This window comes from Tessaracoccus yangjingae (assembly GCF_055326235.1).
Genome location: NZ_JBUZNN010000001.1, coordinates 415867 through 438511, shown reverse-complemented (window position 1 = coordinate 438511; position 22645 = coordinate 415867). Strand labels below are relative to the sequence as shown.

Below are 22645 nucleotides of genomic sequence, written 5' to 3'. Positions count from 1 at the left end.
GGGCTTGGGTGGGCGGCCCCCTGTTGGCTAGAGTCACCGACCGTATGTCTTCCTCCGCGCTGGACCACCTGTCTCCCGCCTTCCCGCAACGCGCGGCGTGGGGCACCGCGTCGTCGCTGCGCACGTGGCAGGCGTCGGCGCTGGAGCAGTACGAGCGGGACCAGCCGCGCGACTTCCTCTGCGTGGCCACCCCCGGCGCCGGCAAGACCACGTTCGCGCTGCGCATCGCGCTCACCCTGATGGCGTCGCGCACCGTCCGGCGCATCGTCGTGGTGACCCCCACCGAGCACCTCAAGGTGCAGTGGGCCGACGCCGCGGCCCGCGTCGGCATCCAGCTCGACCCCGGATTGGGCGGGTCGTCGAGGCGCGGGCGCGCCAAGGAGTACCACGGCTCCGCGGTGACCTACGCGGGTGTCGCGGCCCGCTCCTACGTGTACGAGGCGTTGTGCCACTCGAAGGAGACGCTGGTCATCTTCGACGAGATCCACCACGCCGGCGACTCCAAGAGCTGGGGGGAGGCCGTCACCTTCGCCTTCACCCACGCCACCCGGCGGGTCGCGCTCACCGGCACCCCGTTCCGCTCCGACGAGCACCCCATCCCCTTCGTCGCCTACGACGAGCTGGCCCCGGGCGTGATGCAGTCGCGGGCGGACTACACCTACGGCTACACCGAGGCCCTGGCGGACCACGTGGTGCGGCCGGTGCTGTTCATGAACTACGGCGGCCAGATGCGCTGGAGGACGAAGGCGGGCGACGAGCTCGCCGCGGACCTCGGCGTGCCGATGACCAAGGACCTGACCGCCCACGCCTGGCGCACCGCCCTGGCGCCCACCGGTGAGTGGATCCCGGCGGTGCTGGCCGCCGCCGACAGGCGCCTCACCGAGGTCCGCCGCCACGTCCCCGACGCCGCGGGGCTGGTCATCGCGACCAACCAGACCACCGCGCGCGCCTACGCGCGGCAGCTCCACGAGCTGACCGGCGTCAAGCCCTGTGTCGTCCTGTCCGACGACTCGTCGGCCTCCAAGCGTATCGACACGTTCTCCACCTCGGACGAGCGGTGGATGGTCGCGGTGCGGATGGTCTCCGAGGGGGTCGACGTGCCGCGTCTCGCCGTCGGCGTGTACGCCACCGCCACCTCCACCCCGCTGTTCTTCGCCCAGGCCGTCGGGCGGTTCGTGCGCAGCCGGCGTCGAGGCGAGGTGGCCACCGTCTTCCTCCCCACGGTGCCGGTCCTGCTGGCCCACGCCGCGACCATCGAGAAGCAGCGCGACCACGTGCTGGGCAGGCCCAAGTCCGACGAGACGGACATCTGGGCCGAGACGGAGGCCCTCATCGAGCGGGCGAACCAGAGCGAGTCGGCCGCCGACGACCTCCTCGGCCAGTTCGAGGCGCTGGAGTCCACCGCCACCTTCGACCATGTGCTGTTCGACGCGCAGGCGTTCGGCATGCACGCCGAGCCGACGTCGATCGACGAGCAGGACTACCTTGGCCTGCCCGGCCTGCTCGAGCCCAGCCAGGTCAGCGCCCTCCTCGCGGACCGGCAGAGGCGCCAGCTGAAGCGCCGGGAGCGCGACGACCGGAAGGCGGAGCCGGAGGTGGCCCTGCACCGGGCGCTGGCCTCGAAGCGCAAGGAGCTGAACTCGCTGGTGGCCCAGTACGCCCGCCTCAAGGGCGTGCCGCACAGCCACGTGCACGCGGACCTCCGCCGCGAGTGCGGCGGGCCGGCGCTCGCGCAGGCCTCCCAGTCCGAGGTCGAGCAGCGGGTCAAGGCCATCCGGACGTGGCTCAAGGGCTGAGGACCTCACACACCCCTGGAAATAAGTTGAAGCATCAACTAGGCTGGGGCCATGGGCGAACATGAAGAGCACTCCACGGGCGGCGTCTACTCCTCGAAGGGCAGGGAGTTCAGTCGCGACACCCGCTACATCGGCACCCGCATCATGGCCGACCCCAGGCCGGGCACCGACGACTACCCGGTGGATCCGGGCCGCTACCGCCTGATCGCCGCCTACGCCTGCCCCTGGGCCAACCGCGCCATCATCGTCCGGGACCTCCTCGGGCTGCAGGACGCGATCTCGATGGGCAACCCCGGCCCCACGCACGACGCCGACTCGTGGACGTTCGACCTGGACCCCGGCGGCGTCGACCCGGTGCTCGGCATCTCCAGGCTGAAGGACGCCTACGAGAAGCGCTTCCCCGGGTACCCGCGCGGCATCACGGTGCCGGCCATCGTCGACGAGCCCACCGGGATGGTGGTGACCAACGACTTCCCCCAGATCACCGAGGACCTCTTCTTCCAGTGGAAGGCCTACCACCGGGCGGACGCCCCGGACCTGTGGCCCGCAGACCTGCGCGACGAGATGGAGGAGGTCATGCGGCGGGTCTATACCGAGGTCAACAACGGCGTCTACCGCTGCGGGTTCGCAGGCTCACAGGAGGCCTACGACGCCGCCTACGACCGGCTCTGGGCGGCCCTCGACAGGCTGGAGGAGCGTCTCGCGACGCGGCGCTACCTCATGGGCGCGTCGATCACCGAGGCCGACGTGCGCCTGTTCACCACCTTGGTGCGCTTCGACGCCGTGTACCACGGGCACTTCAAGTGCAACCGCAACAAGCTCATCGAGCTGCCGAATCTCTGGGGCTACGCCCGCGACCTGTTCCAGACGCCGGGCTTCGGCAACAACGTGGACTTCGAGCAGATCAAGCGCCACTACTACGTGGTGCATACGGACCTCAACCCGCTGAGCATCGTGCCTAAGGGCCCGGACCTGAGCGGCTGGACCACCCCGCACGGGCGGGGCTGACGACACCGATCCGGCCTCCGGACACAACGCGACGGCGGGGCGCCCCATCAGGGGCACCCCGCCGTCGTGCTGAGTGGGTCAGCCTTCGGGCTGGGCGTCGGTCTCGACGCTGCCCTCGATCTGGTTCGCCTTGGCCGTGTGCTGCACCTCGATCTTGCGGGGCTTCGCGGCCTCGGCGACGGGGATCGTGAGCGTCAGGACCCCGTCGGAGTACGAGGCGCTGATCTTCTCCGTGGCGAGCCCGCGGCCGAGCGTCAGCTGACGGGCGAAGGTGCCGACGGCGCGCTCGCGCGTCAGCCACTGGGCGCCGTCGTCAGCGACGGGGTTCTTGCGCTCCGCGCGGACGGTGACGGTGGCACCATCCATGTCGATGTCGATGCTCGCCGGGTCGACGCCGGGCAGGTCGATGTGCGCGACGAACTCGTCACCAGTGCGGTAGAGGTCCATCGGCATCGCCACTGAGGCCGGGGTGCGGGTCACGTCGCCGAGGAGGCGGTCGATGTCGCGGAAGGGGTCAAAGCCAGGCATGGTGATCCTTTCTGTGTCATGAGTGCCGGACTCGTATAGGTTGAGTGTACCTCGCTCAACTTACTTCGCAACTCCTCCACGACGCCGAACCCAAGCTTCGGCCACTTCACGGCCCCTCGGCTCAGCGCGTGTCGAACCGTCCTGCGCCTGTCCAGCGACGCGGGTACCGCTTCTTGGTGCCGGGAGCCCTGACACGAGGCCCGTGCGGCCCTTGTCCGCCGTCTGCTCGCCAGCCGCGTGTTGGTCGTGGCTTGGGTAGTCGAGGCCGCCCGGGCCTCGTCCCACGTCTCCCCGCACTGGTCCGCCCGTGGCGTGGCCGGCCCCAGGCGGGTGCCGGCAGGGCGGCCCTGGCTCTAGCCTGCTTCAGGCGGGTTCCTCCGGGTGCCCCTCGGGCTGGGCATCCCTGCGCCCAGCCGCCCTGCCGTCCCCCACCCTCGCGCACACCTCACGTCCCCGCCGTCGCCGTCGACACCGTGGCCCCATACCGGTGGCACGAAACGCCGCACGAATCGCACCTCATGTCCCCATGCGCACCCGACCACCCATCGCGACGGCGTGTCGTGCACCCCACCACCGTCGAGCAGGGCGGGGGTGGTGAGGCCTCGGGCAGCGAGGGGGTGTACCGCCGAGGCGTCTCAGAGGGTGGCGCGGAGGGCGCGCAGGCGGGCAAGCGACGAGTCGCGGCCCAGGATCTCCATCGACTCGAACAGCGGCGGCGACACCTTGCGGCCGGATATCGCCACGCGGATCGGCGCGAACGCGAACTTCGGCTTGATGCCCATCCCCTCGACGATGCGCTCACGCAGGCCGGCCTGGATGGCATCGGTGCTGAAGGGGACCGTCTCCGCGACGGCGATCGCCGCGTCCAGCACGTCGGCCGCGTTCTCGGCCAGCCCTGCGCGGGCGTCATCGTCGATCACCAGAGCGTCGTCGGCCGCGAACAGGTAGTCGAGCTGTGGCCGGGCGTCCTTGAGGAGCACCAGCCGCTCCTGGATGATCGGCACGGCGCTGCGCAGGATCTCCACCTCGGCGGGGCTGGGGTCCCAGCCCGCCTCGAACTCGAGGATCCGGTCGGCCAACTCGTGCGCGGTGAGCGTGCGGATGTAGTGGCCGTTGAGCCAGTCCAGCTTCTTCAGGTCGAAGATCGGCCCGACGGTGTTGACCTTGGACCACGAGAAGGCCGCGACGAACTCGTCGAACGTCGACACCTCGTGGTCCTCGTCGCCGGCGTAGCCCAGCAACTGGAGGAAGTTGCGCACCGCCTCGGGCAGGTAGCCCTGCTCCTTGAACCACATCAGCCTGGCGGCCGGGTTCTTGCGCTTGGAGATCTTCGACTTGTCCGTGTTGCGCAGCAGCGGCATGTGGGCGAACGCGGGCCGCTTCCAGCCGAGCCAGTCGTAGAGGAGGACGTGCTTGGGCGTCGAGGAGATCCACTCCTCGCCGCGCACGACGGTGTTGATGCCCATCAGGTGGTCGTCGACCACCACCGCGAGGTGGTAGGTCGGAAACCCGTCCGCCTTGAGGATCACCTGGTCGTCGGGCCTTGGCGCCTTCACCGTGCCGCGCACGATGTCCTCGAACTCCAGCGGCACATCGTCGGGGATGAGCATCCGCACCACGGGCGTCTCCGAGAACCCGGGTAGCGCCGCCCGCTCCTCGCGGGTCTTGCCCAGGCAGAGGCGGTCGTAGCCCGTCACTGAGAGCTTCTGCGCCTCCTGCTCCCTGCGCAGTTCGACCAGCCGCTCCGAGGAGCACCAGCAGTGGTAGGCGTGCCCGTCGGCGATCAGCTGCTCGACGAACGGACGGTAGGTGTCCAGCCGCTCGGATTGCCGGTAGGGGCCGAAGTCACCGCCCGTGTGCGGGCCCTCGTCGGCCTGCAGGCCCAGCCACTCGAGGGAGTCGTAGATCTGCTGCTCGCTGCCCTCCACCAGCCTGGCCTGGTCCGTGTCCTCGATGCGCAGGACGAACGCGCCCCCGGTCTTCCGGGCCCAGGCCAGGTCGAACAATGCCATGAAGGCCGTGCCCACGTGGGGGTCTCCGGTGGGCGACGGGGCAACCCGGGTGCGCGCGGGAATCGCATCAATGCTCATAGTGGTTTCACCCTATCGGGCATTCTGGACTGCATGACCACGGAACCCGGCCTCACGCCGGCCAGGGCGCTGCACCACGCACAGCCCGGCCCGGATCCGGCTGCGCGCGCGCAGATTCGGGCCGACCTGGCCGCTTCTCCCCCGCCCAAGCCCGCCCAGATGACCCGCACCTTCAGCTATATCCTCGACGATCTGGTGCAGGTGCCCGGCACGAAGGTCCGTATCGGGGTGGACCCGTTCCTTTCCTTCATCCCGTGGGCGGGAACCGCCATGGGCGCGGCGTTCGGCAGCGTGGTCATGGCGGACGCCATCAGGCTCCGGGCACCGCTGCCCGTCCTGCTCCGGATGGGCGCCAACTCGCTGCTGGACTGGGCGCTCGGGATGATCCCCTTCGTGGGTGCCTTCTTCGATGTGGCGTTCCGCGCCAACAAGATGAATCTCAAGCTGCTCAACCGCACGATCGAGAACCGCGAGCTGGTCCGGAAGGCATCGATCAGGTACTGGATCGGCGTGGCGGCTCTCGTGGTCACGATGGTGGCGCTGATGGTCGCCATTCCGGTGCTGGTGATCGCGGGGATCAACCACCTCATCGCCACCACCGGCTGACGGTCCGCACCGCTGGGAGCGTGCTAATTTACCCGCATGACTGAGCCCTCCTCCACGCCGTCGAACTTCATCTACGACGCTGTCAACGCGGACGTGGCCGGCGGGAAGCGCGGGGGACGGGTCCAGACGCGGTTCCCACCGGAGCCCAACGGCTACCTGCACATCGGGCACGCCAAGGCCATCGTCGTGGACTTCGGGGTCGCCGCGGACTTCGGGGGGATCTGCATCCTGCGGCTCGACGACACGAACCCGGAGACCGAGGACACCAGCTTCGTCGAGGGCATCGTCGACGACATCGAGTGGCTGGGATACGAGCCCGCCGACGTGCGGTTCGCATCGGACTACTTCGAGCAGCTCTACGAGTGGGCGGAGCAGCTGATCACCGCCGGCCTCGCCTACGTCGACGACCAGGACAGCGAGGCCATCTCGGCAGGCCGCGGCGGGTTCGGCAGGCCCGGCGTGGACTCCCCGTTCCGCGACCGCCCCGTCGAGGCCAACCTTGAGCTCTTCCGCCGGATGCGCGCCGGGGAGTTCGCCGACGGCTCCCGGGTGCTGCGCGCCAGGATCGACATGAGCCACGAGAACATGCAGATGCGCGACCCGATCATGTACCGCATCCGCCGCGTCGATCACCACCGCACCGGCGACGAGTGGTCGATCTACCCCACCTACGACTGGGCCCACGGGCAGTCGGACGCCATCGAGGGCGTGACGCACTCGATCTGCACGCTTGAGTTCGAGTCCCACCGGCCGCTCTACGACTGGTTCCTCGACCGGCTCGGGGTCGAGGAACCGCCGCGACAGTACGAGTTCGCGCGCCTCGAGCTCACCCACACCGTCACCTCGAAGCGCCGCCTCGCCAAGCTGGTGCTCGACGGCGTCGTCGACGGCTGGGACGACCCCCGCATGCCCACCCTCCGCGGGCTCAGGCGCCGCGGCTACCCGTCCACCGCCATCCGCGCGTTCTGCCGCGAGGTGGGCACCACGCGCACGAACTCCCGCCAGTCGATCGAGGCTTTGGAGAGCTACGTCCGCCGCGACCTCAACCTCACCGCGCAGCGCCGGATGGCGGTGCTCCACCCACTCAAGCTGCGGATCACCAACTGGCCCGTCGACGCCGAGGGTAACCCGGTCGTGGAGCACTTCGAGCTCGCGAACAACCCGGAGCGCGCCGAGGACGGCACGCGGAGCGTCGCGTTCAGCGGCGAGCTGTGGATCGAGCGCGAGGACTTCCAGGAGGTCCCCCCGCCGAAGTACTTCCGCCTCTCCCCCGGCCGTGAGGTCCGGCTGCGGGGCGCCTACTTCGTCACTGCCACGGACGTGGTCAAGGACGAGGACGGCACCGTGACCGAGGTGCTGGCCACCTACGATCCCGCCTCGAAGGGCGGCAACTCGCCGGACGGCCGCAAGGTGAAGTCGACGATGCACTGGGTCTCGGCGCCCCACGCGGAGGAGGCGACGGTGGCGCTGTACAACAGGCTGTTCCTGGCCGAGGCACCGGGCGAGGCCACCGGGGAGGCCCTCGACGACCTCAACCCCGCCTCGCGCGAGCTCCTGCACGGCTGCCGCGTGGAGGCCGCGCTCCGCGACGCCCTTCCCGGCGAGGTGGTGCAGTTCGAGCGCCTGGGCTACTTCGCCGCAGACCTCGACCAGCCGATGCTGTTCCACCGCACCGTGGGCCTGCGCGACGAGTGGGCGGCCATCCAGAAGCGCGGCTGAACCCCGGAGACGCGACGAGGGCCGTGCAGCTTCACGCTGCACGGCCCTCGTCAGGCTCTCAGGCCAGGATCACTTGAGGATCTTGGTCACGTTGCCGGCGCCGACGGTGCGGCCGCCCTCACGGATGGCGAACTTGAGGTTCTCCTCCATGGCGATGGGCTTGTTCAGGTGGACGGTCATCTCGGTGTTGTCACCAGGCATGACCATCTCGGTGCCCGCGGGGAGCTGAACCACGCCGGTCACGTCCGTGGTACGGAAGTAGAACTGGGGCGAGTAGTTCGAGAAGAACGGCTTGTGACGGCCACCCTCCTCCTTGGCCAGGACGTAGACGTTGGCCTCGAAGTCCGTGTGCGGGGTGGTGGAACCCGGCTTGATGACAACCATGCCGCGCTCGACGTCTTCCTTCTTGGTGCCGCGGAGCAGCAGGCCGACGTTCTCGCCCGCGCGACCCTCGTCGAGGATCTTGCGGAACATCTCGACGCCGGTGACGGTCGAGGACTGCTTGGTGTCACGGATGCCGATGATGTCGACGGTCTCGCCGGTCTTGACGATGCCACGCTCGATGCGGCCGGTGATGACGGTGCCACGACCGGTGATCGTGAAGACGTCCTCAACGGGCATGAGGAAGGGCTTCTCGGTGTCACGCGCGGGCTGCGGGATGTGCTCGTCCACGGCGTCCATGAGCTCGAGGATGGACTCGGTCCACTTCGGGTCGCCGTTCAGCGCCGGGAAGGCGGCGACGCGGACGATCGGCAGGTTGTCGCCGTCGAACTCCTGAGCCGACAGGATCTCGCGGAGCTCCATCTCGACGAGCTCGATCAGGTCGGCATCGGCATCGTCGATCATGTCGCACTTGTTCAGGGCGACGACGATGGCCGGCACGCCCACCTGGCGGGCCAGGAGGATGTGCTCGTGGGTCTGCGCCATCGGGCCGTCGGTGGCCGCCACGACGAGGATCGCGCCGTCCATCTGGGCAGCGCCGGTGATCATGTTCTTCACGTAGTCGGCGTGGCCGGGGCAGTCGACGTGCGCGTAGTGGCGCTTCTCGGTCTGGTACTCGACGTGCGCGATGGAGATGGTGATGCCGCGCTGACGCTCTTCGGGCGCCTTGTCGATCTGGTCGAACGCCGAGACGGCATTCCACTGGGGGTACTTGTCGTGGAGCACCTTCGTGATCGCCGCGGTGAGAGTGGTCTTGCCGTGGTCGACGTGTCCGATGGTGCCGATGTTGCAGTGCGGCTTAGTCCGCTCAAACTTGGCCTTTGCCACGAGGGCTCCTTCTTGGGGATGTCGCCTCGCGGGATTGCGGGGCGTCGCTTGTCATTCCTCAGTAGAGGTCAGCATCTGAGCTTAGCGCCCAAACGCATACCTGACCAATCCTAACGGAGGCTCCACGTCAGTCAAACCGGACGGGAGTATCCACGTGAAAAGCGGCCGGCCGGGGAGTTCTCCCCGGCCGGCCGCCTTCGTCAGTGTGGCGGGTTCACTCCCCGCCGCGCGCCTTCGCGACGATCTCCTCGGAGATCATCCGGGGCGTCTCGGCGTAGGAGTCGAACTCCATGGAGTACGAGGCCTGGCCCGAGGTCTTCGACCGCAGGTCCCCGACGTAGCCGAACATCTCCGACAGCGGCACCAGCGCGCGCACCACGCGGTTGCCGTGCTGCTCGTCCATGGACTGGATGTGCCCGCGACGCGCGTTCAGGTCACCGATGACGGTGCCCATGTAGTCCTCGGGCGTGGTCACCTCGACGGCCATGACCGGCTCGAGGATGGCCGGATCCGCCTTGCGGGCGGCCTCCTTGAACGCCTGCGCGCCGGCCAGCTTGAACGCCAGCTCGGAGGAGTCGACGTCATGGTAGGCGCCGTCGGTCAGCGTCACCTTGATGTTGTCGACGGGGTAGCCGGCGAGGACGCCGAACTGCAGCGCCTCCTTCACGCCCGCGTCCACCGCGGGGATGTACTCGCGGGGGATGCGGCCGCCGGTGACGGCGTTGACGAACTCGTAGCCCGAGCCCGGCTCCGTCGGCTCCAGGTCGATGATGACGCGCGCGAACTGGCCCGAACCACCGGTCTGCTTCTTGTGGGTGTACTCGATCTTCTCCACCTTGCGGCGCAGCGTCTCGCGGTAGGCCACCTGCGGCTTGCCGATGTTGGCCTCGACCTTGAACTCGCGACGCATGCGGTCGATGAGCACGTCGAGGTGGAGCTCGCCCATGCCGGCGATGATGGTCTGCCCGGTCTCCTCGTCGGTGTGGACGCGGAAGGTGGGATCCTCCTCGGCGAGCCGCTGGATGGCGTGGGACAGCTTCTCCTGGTCCGACTTCGTCTTCGGCTCGATGGCCTGCTCGATGACGGGGTTGGGGAAGGTCATCGACTCCAGCACGATCGGGTGGCCGGTGTCGCAGAGCGTCTCGCCGGTGCCCGTGTCCTTGAGGCCCATGACGGCGCAGATCATGCCCGCGCCGATCTGCGGGATCTCCTCGCGCTTGTTGGCGTGCATCTGGTAGATCTTGCCGATGCGCTCCTTCTTGCCCTTGGTCGCGTTGAGGACCTGCGAGCCGGAGTGCAGGACGCCCGAGTAAACACGCACGAAGATGAGCTTGCCCAGGTGCGGGTCCGCCGCGATCTTGAACGCCAGCGCGGCCAGCGGCTCGTCGTCGGTGGGGTGCCGCTCGAGCTCCACCGACTCGTCGCCGGGCTTGAAGCCGTTGATGGCGGGAACGTCCATCGGCGAGGGCAGGTAGGCGACGACCGCGTCGAGCAGCGGCTGGACGCCCTTGTTCTTGAACGAGGTGCCACAGACCACGGCCGTGAAGGTGTTGGTGATGACGCCCTTGCGGATGGCGGCCTTGACCTGCGCGACCGTCGGCTCCTCACCCTCCATGTAGAGCTCCATGATGTCGTCGTCGACGTCCGCGAGGCGCTCGATCAACGTGGCGTGGGCGGCCTCGGCGGCCTCCTGCAGCTCAGCGGGGATCTCCTCGATGGTGTAGTCCTCGCCCATCACGGTCTCGCCGCGCCAGGTCAGCGCGCGCATCTCGACCAGGTCGACGACCCCCAGGAAGCCGCCCTCTGCACCGATCGGCAGCTGCAGCAGCACCGGGTCGGTGTTGAGCCGCTCGCGGATGGTCTTGACGCAGTGGTCGAACGAGGCGCCCGTGCGGTCCAGCTTGTTGATGTAGCAGATGCGCGGCACGTTGTACTTCGTGGCCTGACGCCACACCGTCATCGACTGCGGCTCGACGCCCGCGACACCGTCGAACACCGCGACGGCGCCGTCGAGGACGCGCAGCGAGCGCTCCACCTCGACGGTGAAGTCGACGTGCCCGGGCGTGTCGATGATGTTGATCTGGTGGTCCTTCCAGAAGCAGGTCGTCGCGGCCGACGTGATGGTGATGCCGCGCTCCTGCTCCTGCTCCATCCAGTCCATCGTGGCGGCGCCCTCGTGGACCTCACCGATCTTGTAGGTCTTGCCGGTGTAGAACAGGATGCGCTCGGTGGTGGTGGTCTTGCCGGCGTCGATGTGCGCCATGATGCCAATGTTGCGAACCTTGGACAGGTCGGACACTATGCAGCCCTTCGGAAGTAGAACGTGGTGTGAAACAGGTGATGCCCCCGGGCCTCACGACCCGGGGGCAGGCGATCACCAGCGGTAGTGCGCGAAGGCGCGGTTGGCCTCAGCCATCTTGTGCGTGTCCTCGCGGCGCTTCACCGAAGCACCGAGGCCGTTGGAGGCGTCGAGGATCTCGTTCATCAGGCGCTCGGTCATCGTCTTCTCGCGACGGGCGCGGGAGAAGCTGACCAGCCAGCGCATGGCCAGCGTGTTCTGACGGGCCGGCTTGACCTCGATCGGCACCTGGTAGGTGGCGCCGCCGACGCGGCGGGACTTGACCTCCACCGACGGCTTGACGTTGTCCAGCGCGCGCTTGAGCGTCTGCACGGGATCGGTGCCGGTCTTGGTGCGGGTGCCCTCGAGGGCGTCGTAGACGATCGACTGGGCGACGGTCTTCTTGCCGTCGAGCAGGATCTTGCTGACCAGCTGCGAGACGAGCGGGGAGCCGTACACCGGATCGATGATGACGGGGCGCTTCGGGGCGGGACCCTTGCGAGGCATTACTTCTCCTTCTTCGCGCCGTAGCGGCTGCGGGCCTGCTTGCGGCCCTTGACACCCTGGGTGTCGAGCGAGCCGCGGATGATCTTGTAACGAACGCCGGGCAGGTCCTTCACACGACCGCCGCGGACGAGCACCATCGAGTGCTCCTGCAGGTTGTGGCCGACGCCCGGGATGTAGGCGGTGACTTCGATGCCGGAGCTCAGGCGCACACGAGCGACCTTGCGCAGCGCGGAGTTCGGCTTCTTGGGGGTGGTGGTGTACACGCGGGTGCACACGCCGCGGCGCTGGGGCGAACCCTTGAGCGCGGGCGTCTTGTTCTTCGAGACTTTGTCGGTGCGGCCCTTACGGACCAGCTGCTGAATAGTTGGCACCTGTTGGTATCACTTTCGTTGTCTGGGCGGACGTTGAGTTTTCCCTGGCGCAACCCTTGTCGACGCGAGTTGGGGTCACCGTTCCCGCTTCGCGGCGCATAGAGCTGCCGTGCGAACTCCGCACAGGTCTGGTCTCTTCGCAACGAATAAGAGCGCCAGGATCATGCCAGGGCACGCACAAATGGGCCCGAGCAACCGGGCACGCCTGCCAAGGTTACTCCAGCGCCCCATCAGGGTCAAAATGCCGAGGAGGGCCCGGAACGAACCCGGGCCCTCCTCATGCGGGGATGTTTCAGCGGATCTCGCCGAAGTCCATCTCGTCGAGCGGGACGGCGGGGCCGACCACATCGGAGCCGAACGAGTAGTCGTACGGGTCGTAGCTCATGGTGTAGGCACTGGCGCGCGCCTCCTCGGTGGGCTCCACCCGGATGTTGCGGTACCGGTCCAGACCGGTACCCGCCGGGATCAGCTTGCCCAGGATGACGTTCTCCTTCAGGCCCTTGAGCGTGTCGCTCTTGCCCTGGATGGCCGCGTCCGTCAGCACCTTGGTGGTCTCCTGGAAGGAGGCCGCCGACAGCCAGGACTCGGTGGCCAGCGAGGCCTTGGTGATGCCCATGAGAACGGGGCGACCCTCCGCGGGCTTGCCGCCCTCGGTGAGCGCCTTCCGGTTGGCGGTCTCGTAGGACGCGCGGTCCACGAGCTCACCGGGCATCATCGAGGTGTCCCCGGAGTCGATGACCGTCACGCGACGCAGCATCTGCCGGATGATGATCTCGATGTGCTTGTCGTGGATCGGCGCGCCCTGCGTGCGGTACACGCGCTGGACCTCCTCCACGAGGTGCTCCTGCACCTTGCGGAGGCCGCGGACCCGCAGGACGTCCTGCGGATCCACCTGGCCGGCGGTCAACTGCTGACCGATGCTGACGTGCACGCCGTCCTCGATGTGGGTCCGGTGGCCGTGGTGGTCCTCGAACTCCAGGCGGGCGCGACGCGCCACCGGGTACTCGAGGTCCTCGCCGCCGTCGTCACGCACGATGACGATCTTGCGGCTGCGGTCCCCGTCCTCGATGCGCACGACGCCGTCGGCCTCGGTGATCGGGGCCTTGCCCTTGGGCTGACGAGCCTCGAACAGTTCCGTGACTCGCGGCAGACCCTGGGTGATGTCGTCGCCGGCCACACCACCGGTGTGGAAGGTACGCATCGTCAGCTGCGTGCCGGGCTCGCCGATGGACTGGGCCGCGACGATGCCGATGGCCTCGCCGACGTCCACCGTCTTGCCGGAGGCCAGCGAGCGGCCGTAGCACATGGCGCAGGTGCCCACCGACGACTCACAGGTGAGGACGGAGCGGACCTTGACCTCGGTCACGCCCGCCTCGATGAGCAGGCGGATCTCGGCGTCGCCGAGGTCGGTGCCGGCCTGGACGAGCACCGCGCCCGAGGCGTCGACCGCGTCGACCGCGAGGGATCGGGCGTAGACGGCCGTCTCCACCTCGTTCGACATCTCGACGGTGGCGCCCTCGGCGAACGGCTCCGTGGCCACCCGGACGGGCTTACCCGTCTCGTCGGCGCCGGGCTTCGTCCAGGTGGCGATCACCTTGAGCAGGCCGCGCTCGGTGCCGCAGTCCTCCTCGCGGATGATGACGTCCTGCGACACGTCCACGAGACGACGGGTCAGGTAGCCCGAGTCCGCCGTGCGCAGGGCGGTGTCCGCCTGGCCCTTTCGGCCACCGTGCGTCGAGATGAAGTACTCGAGGACCGACAGCCCCTCACGGAAGTTGGACTTGATGGGCCGGGCGATGATGTCGCCCTTCGGGTTGGCCACGAGGCCACGCATGGCGGCGATCTGACGCATCTGCGTCATGTTTCCTCGGGCCCCGGAGTCCACCATCATGAAGATGGGGTTGTCCTTGGTGAAGTTCGCCTTCATGGCCTCGGTCAGTTCGGCCGTGGCGTCGGTCCAGATGGCGATGAGCTCCTGGCGACGCTCGTCCTCGGTCACGGTGCCGCGCTCGTAGAGCTTGTCGATCTTCGACGCGCGCGCCTCGTAACCCTCGAGGATCTGGGCCTTCTGCGGCGGGGTCTGGACGTCCGAGATGGACACGGTCACGCCGGAGCGCGAGGCCCACTTGAAGCCCATGTCCTTGAGGTTGTCCAGCGCCGCGGCGACCACGACCTTCGGGTAGCGCTCCGCCAGGTCGTTGACGATCTGGCCGAGGACCTTCTTGCCCACCACCGTGTTGACGAAGCCGAAGTCCTCCGGCAGCGCCTCGTTGAACAGGGCGCGCCCGAGCGTGGTCTCGACCAGGAACGAGCCGTCGGCCCGCGGCTCGAGGCCGTCGATGACGACGTCGGTGAGCCGGATCCGGATGTTCGAGCCGATGGAGAGATCCCCCCGGTCGAACGCCATGATGGCCTCGGCGAGCGACGAGAAGCTCCTACCCTCGCCGGCTCCCGGGCGCTGCAGCGTCAGGAAGTAGTGGCCGATGATCATGTCCTGCGTGGGCATGGTCACCGGGCGGCCGTCGGCGGGCTTGAGGATGTTGTTGGTCGACAGCATCAGGATGCGGGCCTCGGCCTGCGCCTCCGCGGACAGCGGGAGGTGCACGGCCATCTGGTCACCGTCGAAGTCCGCGTTGAACGCGGTGCACACGAGCGGGTGGATCTGGATGGCCTTGCCCTCGATCAGCTGCGGCTCGAAGGCCTGAATGCCGAGGCGGTGCAGGGTGGGTGCACGGTTCAGCAGCACGGGGTGCTCGGCGATGACCTCTTCGAGGACGTCCCAGACGACGGGGCGCTGGCGCTCCACCATCCGCTTGGCCGCCTTGATGTTCTGCGCGTGGTTGAGGTCGTCGAGGCGCTTCATGACGAAGGGCTTGAACAGCTCCAGCGCCATGGCCTTCGGCAGGCCGCACTGGTGCAGCTTCAGCTGCGGGCCCACCACGATGACCGAGCGGCCGGAGTAGTCGACGCGCTTGCCGAGCAGGTTCTGGCGGAACCGGCCCTGCTTGCCCTTGAGCATGTCCGAGATGGACTTCAGCGGCCGGTTGCCCGGGCCGGTGACGGGGCGGCCGCGGCGGCCGTTGTCGAACAGGGAGTCCACGGCCTCCTGCAGCATCCGCTTCTCGTTGTTGACGATGATCTCGGGGGCGCCGAGGTCAAGCAGTCGCTTGAGGCGGTTGTTGCGGTTGATCACGCGGCGGTACAGGTCGTTGAGGTCCGACGTGGCGAAGCGGCCACCGTCGAGCTGCACCATGGGGCGCAGGTCCGGGGGGATGACCGGGACGGCGTCGAGCACCATGGCCGACGGGTGGTTCTGGCCGGACAGGAACGCCGCGACCACCTTGAGCCGCTTGAGCGCGCGCGTCTTGCGCTGGCCCTTGCCGGTGGCGATGATCTCGCGCAGGTTGACCGACTCGGCCTTGAGGTCGAAGGACTGCAGGCGCTTCTGGATGGCCTCCGCGCCCATGGAGCCCTCGAAGTACTTCGAGAAGCGCTTCTTCATCTCGCGGTAGAGCATCTCGTCGCCCTCGAGGTCCTGGACCTTGAGGGTCTTGAACCTCTGCCACACCTCGTCGATGCGGTCCAGGTTGCGCTGGGCACGGGTGCGGATCTGGCCGGCCTCACGCTCGGCCGCCTCGCGGACCTTGCGCTTGATGTCGGCCTTCGCGCCCTCCTCCTCGAGCTTGGCGAGGTCCTCCTCGAGCTTGCGCATGCGCGCCTCGATGTCGGCGTCGCGGCGGGTGGCGACCTGCTTGGTCTCCACCTCCACCTTGGCCTGCAGCGAGGAGAGGTCCCGGTGGCGGGCCTCCTCGTCGACGGCGGTGATCATGTGCGCGGCGAAGTAGATGACCTTCTCGAGGTCCTTCGGGGCGATGTCGAGGAGGTAGCCGAGCCGGCTGGGGACGCCCTTGAAGTACCAGATGTGGGTCACGGGCGCGGCCAGCTCGATGTGGCCCATGCGCTCGCGGCGCACGTTGGAGCGGGTCACCTCGACGCCGCAGCGCTCGCAGATGATGCCCTTGAAGCGCACCCGCTTGTACTTGCCGCAGTAGCACTCCCAGTCCCGGGTGGGACCGAAGATCTTCTCGCAGAAGAGGCCGTCGCGCTCGGGCTTGAGCGTGCGGTAGTTGATGGTCTCCGGCTTCTTGACCTCGCCGTGCGACCACTCGCGGATCTGGTCGGCGCTCGCGAGACCGATCCGCAGCTCGTCGTAGAAGTTCACGTCCAGCACGTTGCTTCTCTTTCCCCTACGCGTCTCGCGTAGGCGCTGTTTCGATGAAAAGTCTGAGTTGTTGGCCCGGGCCGGTCAGGCCCGGGGGGTGACTGAGCGCAACAGCTCAGACTTCACCGACATCCATGAAGTTGTCGCTGCCGGGGCGGCGACCGAGATCGATGCCGAAGTCCTCCGCCGACCGGATGTCGTCCTCGGACTCACGCAGGTCGATGACCCGGCCGTCGTCGGAGAGCACCTCCACGTTCAGGCAGAGGGACTTCATCTCCTTGACGAGGACCTTGAAGGACTCGGGGATGCCCGGCTCGGGGATGTTCTCGCCCTTGACGATGGCCTCGTAGACCTTCACGCGGCCCGGCACGTCGTCGGACTTGATGGTGAGGAGCTCCTGGAGTGCCCAGGCGGCGCCGTAGGCCTCGAGGGCCCACACCTCCATCTCGCCGAAGCGCTGGCCACCGAACTGCGCCTTACCACCCAGCGGCTGCTGCGTGATCATCGAGTACGGGCCGGTGGAGCGGGCGTGGATCTTGTCGTCGACGAGGTGGTGGAGCTTCAGCATGTACATGTAGCCCACGCCGATCTTCTCCGGGTACGGCTCGCCGGAACGGCCGTCGAACAGCCACGCCTTGCCGCCCTCGTCGACGAGCCTGTCGCCGTCGCGTGTGGTGAGCGAGTTGGCCAGCAGCCCGGCGATCTCGGCCTCGTTGGCGCCGTCGAAGACGGGGGTGGCGACCTTCGCGTTGCCCTCCATGCGTCCCAGACCGACCTCGCGCAGGCGCTCGGCCCAGCCCTCCTGGACGTCCGAGATGTCCCAGCCGGTCTTGGCGATCCAGCCGAGGTGGTTCTCGAGCACCTGGCCGACGTTCATGCGCGAGGGCACGCCGAGCGGGTTGAGCACGATGTCCACAGGGGTGCCGTCCTCGAGGAACGGCATGTCCTCCACGGGCAGGATCTTCGAGATGACGCCCTTGTTGCCATGGCGGCCGGCGAGCTTGTCGCCGTCGGAGATCTTGCGCTTCTGCGCCACGTGGACGCGGACCAGCTGGTTGACGCCGGGGGGAAGCTCGTCGTCGTCCTCGCGGTTGAAGACGCGCACGGCGATGACCGTGCCCGACTCGCCGTGGGGCACCTTGAGGGACGTGTCGCGGACCTCGCGGGCCTTCTCGCCGAAGATGGCGCGCAGGAGGCGCTCCTCGGGCGTGAGCTCGGTCTCGCCCTTGGGCGTGACCTTGCCCACGAGGATGTCACCGGCGGAGACCTCGGCGCCGATGCGCACGATGCCCCGCTCGTCCAGGTCCGCCAGCATCTCGTCTGAGACGTTGGGGATCTCGCGGGTGATCTCCTCGGCGCCCAGCTTCGTATCGCGGGCGTCCACCTCGTGCTCCTCGATGTGGATCGAGGTCAGCACGTCGTCCTGGACGATGCGCTGCGAGAGGATGATGGCGTCCTCGTAGTTGAGGCCCTCCCACGGCATGAACGCCACGAGGAGGTTCTTGCCGAGGGCCAGCTCGCCCTGGTCCGTGCAGGGACCGTCGGCGAGCGGGGTGCCCACCTCGACGCGCTCCCCCGGCTTCACCAGCGGGCGCTGGTTGATGCAGGTGCCGGCGTTGGAGCGCACGAACTTGTCCAGCTTGTAGGACTGGTAGGTGCCGTCGTCGTTGGAGATCTCGAGGATGTCCGCCGACACCGAGGTGACCACGCCCGGCTTCCGGGCGAGGGTGACGTCGCCGACGTCGACCGCCGCGCGGTACTCCATGCCGGTGCCGACGATGGGTGCCTCGTTGCGGACGAGCGGGACGGCCTGGCGCTGCATGTTGGCGCCCATGAGGGCACGCGACGCGTCGTCGTGCTCGAGGAACGGGATGAGTGCCGTGGCGATGGAGACCATCTGCCTGGGCGACACGTCCATGTACTCGACGTCCGTGGCGGGGATCTGGTCCACGTCACCGTGCTTGAGGCGCACGAGGACGCGCTCCTCGGTGAGGCGGCCGCCCTGGTCCACGCCGGCGTTGGCCTGCGCGATGGAGTAGCGGTCCTCCTCGTCGGCGGTGAGGTAGTCCACCTGATCGGTGACGACACCATCGACGACCTTGCGGTACGGGGTCTCGATGAAGCCGAAGGCGTTGACGCGGGCGAACGAGGCCAGCGAGCCGATGAGGCCGATGTTGGGGCCTTCAGGGGTCTCGATGGGGCACATGCGGCCGTAGTGCGACGGGTGGACGTCACGGACCTCCATGCCGGCGCGGTCACGCGACAGACCGCCGGGGCCCAGCGCCGACAGGCGACGCTTGTGCGTCAGGCCGGCCAGCGGGTTGTTCTGGTCCATGAACTGCGACAGCTGCGAGGTGCCGAAGAACTCCTTGAGCGCAGCCGTCACGGGACGGATGTTGATCAGGGTCTGCGGCGTGATGGCCTCGATGTCCTGCGTGGTCATGCGGTCACGCACGACGCGCTCCATGCGGCCGAGGCCGGTGCGGAGCTGGTTCTGGATCAGCTCGCCGACCGTGCGGAGGCGACGGTTGCCGAAGTGGTCGATGTCGTCGGCCTCGACGGGGAGGTCGCCCAGCATCTCGCGGTGCTCGTGCAGCGCCACGATGTAGCGGATCGCGGAGGCGATGTCGTCGATCGTGAGGACCTGCTGGTCGAACGGCAGGTCGAGGCCGAGCTTCTTGTTGATCTTGTACCGGCCGACCTTGGCCGTGTCGTAGCGCTTGGGGTTGAAGTAGTAGTTGTCCAACAGCGCCTGCGCCGCATCGCGCGCCGGCGGTTCGCCCGGGCGCAGCTTGCGGTAGATGTCCAGCAGAGCCTCGTCCTGGGTCTTGACCGAGTCCTTCTCCAGCGTCAGGCGCATGGACTCGTACTCGCCGAACTCCTCGAGGATCCGGTCCTCGGACCAGCCGAGGGCCTTCAGCAGGACGGTGACGTTCTGCTTGCGCTTGCGGTCCAGGCGGACGAAGACCATGTCGCGCTTGTCGATCTCGAACTCCAGCCACGCGCCGCGCGACGGGATGACCTTGCAGGAGAAGATGTCCTTGTCGGAGGTCTTGTCCGGGGTCTGCTCGAAGTAGACGCCGGGAGAGCGCACGAGCTGCGAGACGACGACGCGCTCGGTGCCGTTGATGATGAAGGTGCCACGGTCCGTCATGAGCGGGAAGTCACCGATGAAGACGGTCTGGCTCTTGATCTCACCGGTGTCGTTGTTGACGAACTCGGCGGTCACGAAGAGGGGCGCGGCGTACGTGACGTCGCGGTCCTTGCACTCCTCGATGGTCCACTTGGGGCTCTCGAAGCGGTGGTCACGGAACGACAGCGACATCGTCTCGTTGAAGTCCTCGATGGGCGAGATCTCCGCGAAGATCTCCTCCAGCCCGGACCGGGTGTTGACATCGGTGCGTCCGGCGGCCAGTTGCTCGGCCACCTTGGCCTGCCAGGTCTCGTTTCCGATCAGCCAGTTGTAGGCATCGATCTGCAGATCCAGGAGGTTTGGAACCTCCAGTGGCTCATGAATCTTCGCGAACGAGATTCGGCCGGTGGATGATACGACATTGGTGTTCTTCAACGCAGAGCGCGAGGCGGCCAAGATTCGGTCCTTCCAAGAACGCTTGAAGCAAGTGTTTTCGTGCACCACGAAGGACCCGTGTCAAGTCACGGGCGCAACGCATAGCTGGGCAAACAACCACTATAGACCAATAGGCACAGGACGGCAACCACCGCAGGCCTCAACTCGGGCCCTGCGGTTCGACGGCGATCCACGCTGACCGCTTCGCCAACGATGATAGCGCCCGGGGGCGGCGGTGCAAGCGGCGGCCCCGGGACGGATCGGCCGGGCATGCGGAACGGCCCGCCCCCTTCCGGGGACGGGCCGTTCGCGGTGGCGTGAGCCGCGTCAGATCACTTGAACTCGACGGTGCCGCCGGCGGCCTCGAGGGCCTCCTTGGCCTTGGCCGCGGTGTCCTTGTCGACCTGCTCCAGGACGGCCTTGGGGGCGCCCTCGACGAGGTCCTTGGCCTCCTTGAGGCCGAGCGAGGTCAGCGCGCGCACCTCCTTGATGACGGCGATCTTCTTGTCGCCGCCGGAGGTCAGGATGACGTCGACCTTGTCGGAGACCTCCTCGTCGGCGCCGGCGTCGTCGCCGCCCGCGGCAGCGGGAGCAGCGGCGGCAACCGCAACGGGAGCCGCAGCGGTGACACCGAAGGTGTCCTCGAACAGCTTCACGAACTCAGAGAGCTCGATGAGGGTCATCTCCTTGAAGGCGTCAAGGAGCTCGTCAGTGGTGAGCTTCGCCATGGTGGGCGTTCCTTTCGTAGAAAGACTTGTGATCGCAGCGGGCGCTGCAACGGATCACTCCGCAGCGTCTGCTGCTTCGGGTGCCGCCTCAGCGGCGGGGGTCTCGTCCGTGGCTTCGGCGGCAGGCGCGGAGCCGGCGCCACCGATCAGGGAGGGGTTGGCCTCGGCAGCGGTCTGCAGAGCGCCGAACACGCGGGCACCCTGCGACAGCGGGGCGGCCAGCATGTATGCGGCCTTGGCCAGGTTGGCCTGCAGAGCGCCGGCCATCTTGGCCAGCAGGACCTCGCGGGACTCGAGGTCCGCGAGCTTCAGCACGGCCTGGGCGTCGAGGAACTTGCCCTCGAGCACACCACCCTTGATTGCCAGAGACGGATGCGCCTTTGCGAAGTCACGCAGCCCCTTGGTGGCGGCAGCGACATCACCTGTGACGAACGCGATGGCCGTGGGTCCGGTGAGGGTATCTTCGATCCCCTCGATGCCGGCTTCCTTGGCCGCGATCGCCGCAAGGGTGTTCTTCGCAACGGCGTAGCTGGCGTTCTCACCGAGGGATCGACGAAGGGTCTTCAGATCCTTGACGGTGAGACCGCGGTACTCGGTCAGCACTGCCGCCGCGGAGTTGCTGAACTGGTCAGCGAGCTCTGCGACCTTGGCAGCCTTGTCCGGCTTCGCCATGTGGTCTCCTTCCGGTCTAACATCCTCGCGCCGCCCGGGTGGACGGGAGAGGACCGAATCTCGCTGACGCAAAAAACGCCCCGACGCCGGCGGCGCGGGGCGACCCATGGGACATGGGAGGCTGATCACGTTCACCTGCGCGGGTGCCTTGCGGCGTTTATGGCTGGTGCCACCTGCGGTCTTCGGCTCGGCTGACTATACCCACCCCGGAACCGGACCCCAAATCGGCGGTCCCGGAGGCAGGGCGATCGCGGGCCGCCGTGGCGGGTGCATTAACCTGTGCTCCTTGAAGACACGCATTCTCGAGAGGACCCTCATGCGTCGCATCCTCGCCGCCGGCCTGCTGGCCACCCTCGCCGTCAGCGCCTGCAGCGCCTCGGCCACCACCCCGTCCGCATCCGGAGAGGCGGCCGGCTCGGACCGCAGCTTCGACGTCTCCGGCGTGGCCAAGGTGGACGACATCGCCGCCCTGCTCCCCCAGGCCATCGCGGACAAGGGGACGCTGACCATCGGCGCCGCCATCGACTACGCTCCGGCCGAGTTCCGCGCCGAGGACCTCACCACCGCCATCGGCTACGACGTCGACCTCGGCAAGGCCATCGGCAAGGTGCTGGGCGTCGAGACCGAGGTGGTCGACGGCGAGTTCGCGTCGCTGCTGCCGGGCATCGGCACCAAGTACGACATCGGTATCTCGTCGTTCACCATCACCGACGAGCGCACGGCCAACTTCACGATGATCTCCTACATCACCGTGGGCTCCAGCTTCGCGGTCAAGGCCGGCAACCCCGACGGGTTCGACCCCGAGGCGCTGTGCGGCAAGACCATCGGCGTCCAGACGGGCACCTGGCAGGAGGAGGAGCTCGCCACCTTCACCGAGGCCTGCGAGGCCGACGGGCAGGAGCCGATCGAGATCCTCCCCTACGCCAAGCAGTCCGACGTGACCACCAACCTCGTGGGCGGCAAGGTCGCGGCGTTCTACGCCGACTCCACTGTGGCCTCCTACGCCGTGGCGCTGACCGGCGATCAGCTCGAGGTGGTGGGCGGGGTCCGCGACGCGGCCCCGCAGGGCATCGTCGTGGCGCAGGACGACACCGAGCTTGCCGCGGCCATCCAGCAGGCCGTGCAGCATCTCATGGACGACGGCACGTGGCCGGCCATCCTGGACAGCTGGGGCGTCACCGACGCCGCGCTCGACACCGCCGAGATCCACCCGCAGGCCTGAC

At 68.0% G+C, this 22645-nt stretch carries 15 protein-coding genes; 5 read left to right on the top strand and 10 right to left on the bottom strand.

Features of this window, described 5'->3' with window-relative positions:
• Positions 1-44: 44 nt before the first annotated feature.
• Both ACZK5D_RS02025 and ACZK5D_RS02020 read left to right on the top strand, forming a co-directional pair.
• Positions 45-1796 (top strand): DEAD/DEAH box helicase, encoded by a 1752-nt coding sequence (locus ACZK5D_RS02025; protein ID WP_463664060.1) that lies wholly within the window; start codon positions 45-47, stop codon positions 1794-1796.
• Between the two features lie 51 nt (positions 1797-1847).
• On the top strand, positions 1848-2804 hold the full coding sequence (locus ACZK5D_RS02020; RefSeq protein ID WP_463664059.1) for a glutathione S-transferase family protein: 957 nt from the start codon (positions 1848-1850) through the stop codon (positions 2802-2804).
• 78 nt (positions 2805-2882) lie between these two features.
• Here ACZK5D_RS02020 and ACZK5D_RS02015 read toward each other — a convergent pair whose 3' ends face one another.
• Positions 2883-3332: an Hsp20/alpha crystallin family protein gene (locus ACZK5D_RS02015; RefSeq protein ID WP_463664058.1), complete on the bottom strand. Its 450-nt coding sequence runs from the start codon at positions 3330-3332 to the stop codon at positions 2883-2885.
• Positions 3333-3967: 635 nt separating this feature from the next.
• Positions 3968-5422, bottom strand: a complete 1455-nt coding sequence (gltX, locus tag ACZK5D_RS02010; RefSeq protein ID WP_463664057.1) for a glutamate--tRNA ligase — start codon at positions 5420-5422, stop codon at positions 3968-3970.
• Between the two features lie 33 nt (positions 5423-5455).
• On the opposite strand from gltX, the gene ACZK5D_RS02005 reads away from it, so the two are divergent.
• Both ACZK5D_RS02005 and ACZK5D_RS02000 read left to right on the top strand, forming a co-directional pair.
• Positions 5456-6028 carry a DUF4112 domain-containing protein gene (locus ACZK5D_RS02005; RefSeq protein ID WP_458994532.1) on the top strand — a complete coding sequence of 191 codons (573 nt, stop codon included), beginning with the start codon at positions 5456-5458 and terminating at the stop codon, positions 6026-6028.
• A 36-nt stretch (positions 6029-6064) separates the two neighbouring features.
• On the top strand, positions 6065-7747 hold the full coding sequence (locus ACZK5D_RS02000) for a glutamine--tRNA ligase/YqeY domain fusion protein (protein WP_458994533.1): 1683 nt from the start codon (positions 6065-6067) through the stop codon (positions 7745-7747).
• Between the two features lie 69 nt (positions 7748-7816).
• On the opposite strand, the gene tuf is transcribed toward ACZK5D_RS02000, so the two are convergent.
• The 8 genes from tuf to rplJ form a co-directional block, all read right to left on the bottom strand.
• Positions 7817-9016, bottom strand: a complete 1200-nt coding sequence (gene tuf / locus ACZK5D_RS01995; protein ID WP_458994534.1) for an elongation factor Tu — start codon at positions 9014-9016, stop codon at positions 7817-7819.
• Between the two features lie 214 nt (positions 9017-9230).
• Positions 9231-11279 carry an elongation factor G gene (fusA, locus tag ACZK5D_RS01990; protein ID WP_458994535.1) on the bottom strand — a complete coding sequence of 683 codons (2049 nt, stop codon included), beginning with the start codon at positions 11277-11279 and terminating at the stop codon, positions 9231-9233.
• A 111-nt stretch (positions 11280-11390) separates the two neighbouring features.
• Complete coding sequence (rpsG, locus tag ACZK5D_RS01985) at positions 11391-11861, bottom strand: 30S ribosomal protein S7 (protein WP_458994536.1); 471 nt, start codon at positions 11859-11861, stop codon at positions 11391-11393.
• On the bottom strand, positions 11861-12232 hold the full coding sequence (gene rpsL, locus ACZK5D_RS01980; RefSeq protein ID WP_077340453.1) for a 30S ribosomal protein S12: 372 nt from the start codon (positions 12230-12232) through the stop codon (positions 11861-11863). The genes rpsG and rpsL overlap by 1 nt, the downstream gene beginning before the upstream one ends.
• Before the next feature lie 292 nt (positions 12233-12524).
• Complete coding sequence (rpoC, locus tag ACZK5D_RS01975) at positions 12525-16463, bottom strand: DNA-directed RNA polymerase subunit beta' (RefSeq protein ID WP_463664056.1); 3939 nt, start codon at positions 16461-16463, stop codon at positions 12525-12527.
• Between the two features lie 106 nt (positions 16464-16569).
• Positions 16570-20043: a DNA-directed RNA polymerase subunit beta gene (rpoB, locus tag ACZK5D_RS01970; protein ID WP_458994538.1), complete on the bottom strand. Its 3474-nt coding sequence runs from the start codon at positions 20041-20043 to the stop codon at positions 16570-16572.
• 311 nt (positions 20044-20354) lie between these two features.
• Positions 20355-20750: a 50S ribosomal protein L7/L12 gene (gene rplL / locus ACZK5D_RS01965; RefSeq protein WP_458994539.1), complete on the bottom strand. Its 396-nt coding sequence runs from the start codon at positions 20748-20750 to the stop codon at positions 20355-20357.
• 54 nt (positions 20751-20804) lie between these two features.
• Positions 20805-21422 carry a 50S ribosomal protein L10 gene (gene rplJ, locus ACZK5D_RS01960; protein WP_458994540.1) on the bottom strand — a complete coding sequence of 206 codons (618 nt, stop codon included), beginning with the start codon at positions 21420-21422 and terminating at the stop codon, positions 20805-20807.
• A 286-nt stretch (positions 21423-21708) separates the two neighbouring features.
• On the opposite strand from rplJ, the gene ACZK5D_RS01955 reads away from it, so the two are divergent.
• The gene (locus tag ACZK5D_RS01955; RefSeq protein WP_458994541.1) at positions 21709-22644 is read left to right on the top strand and encodes an ABC transporter substrate-binding protein; all 936 of its coding nucleotides are present in this window, start codon (positions 21709-21711) and stop codon (positions 22642-22644) included.
• Position 22645 lies beyond the last annotated feature (1 nt).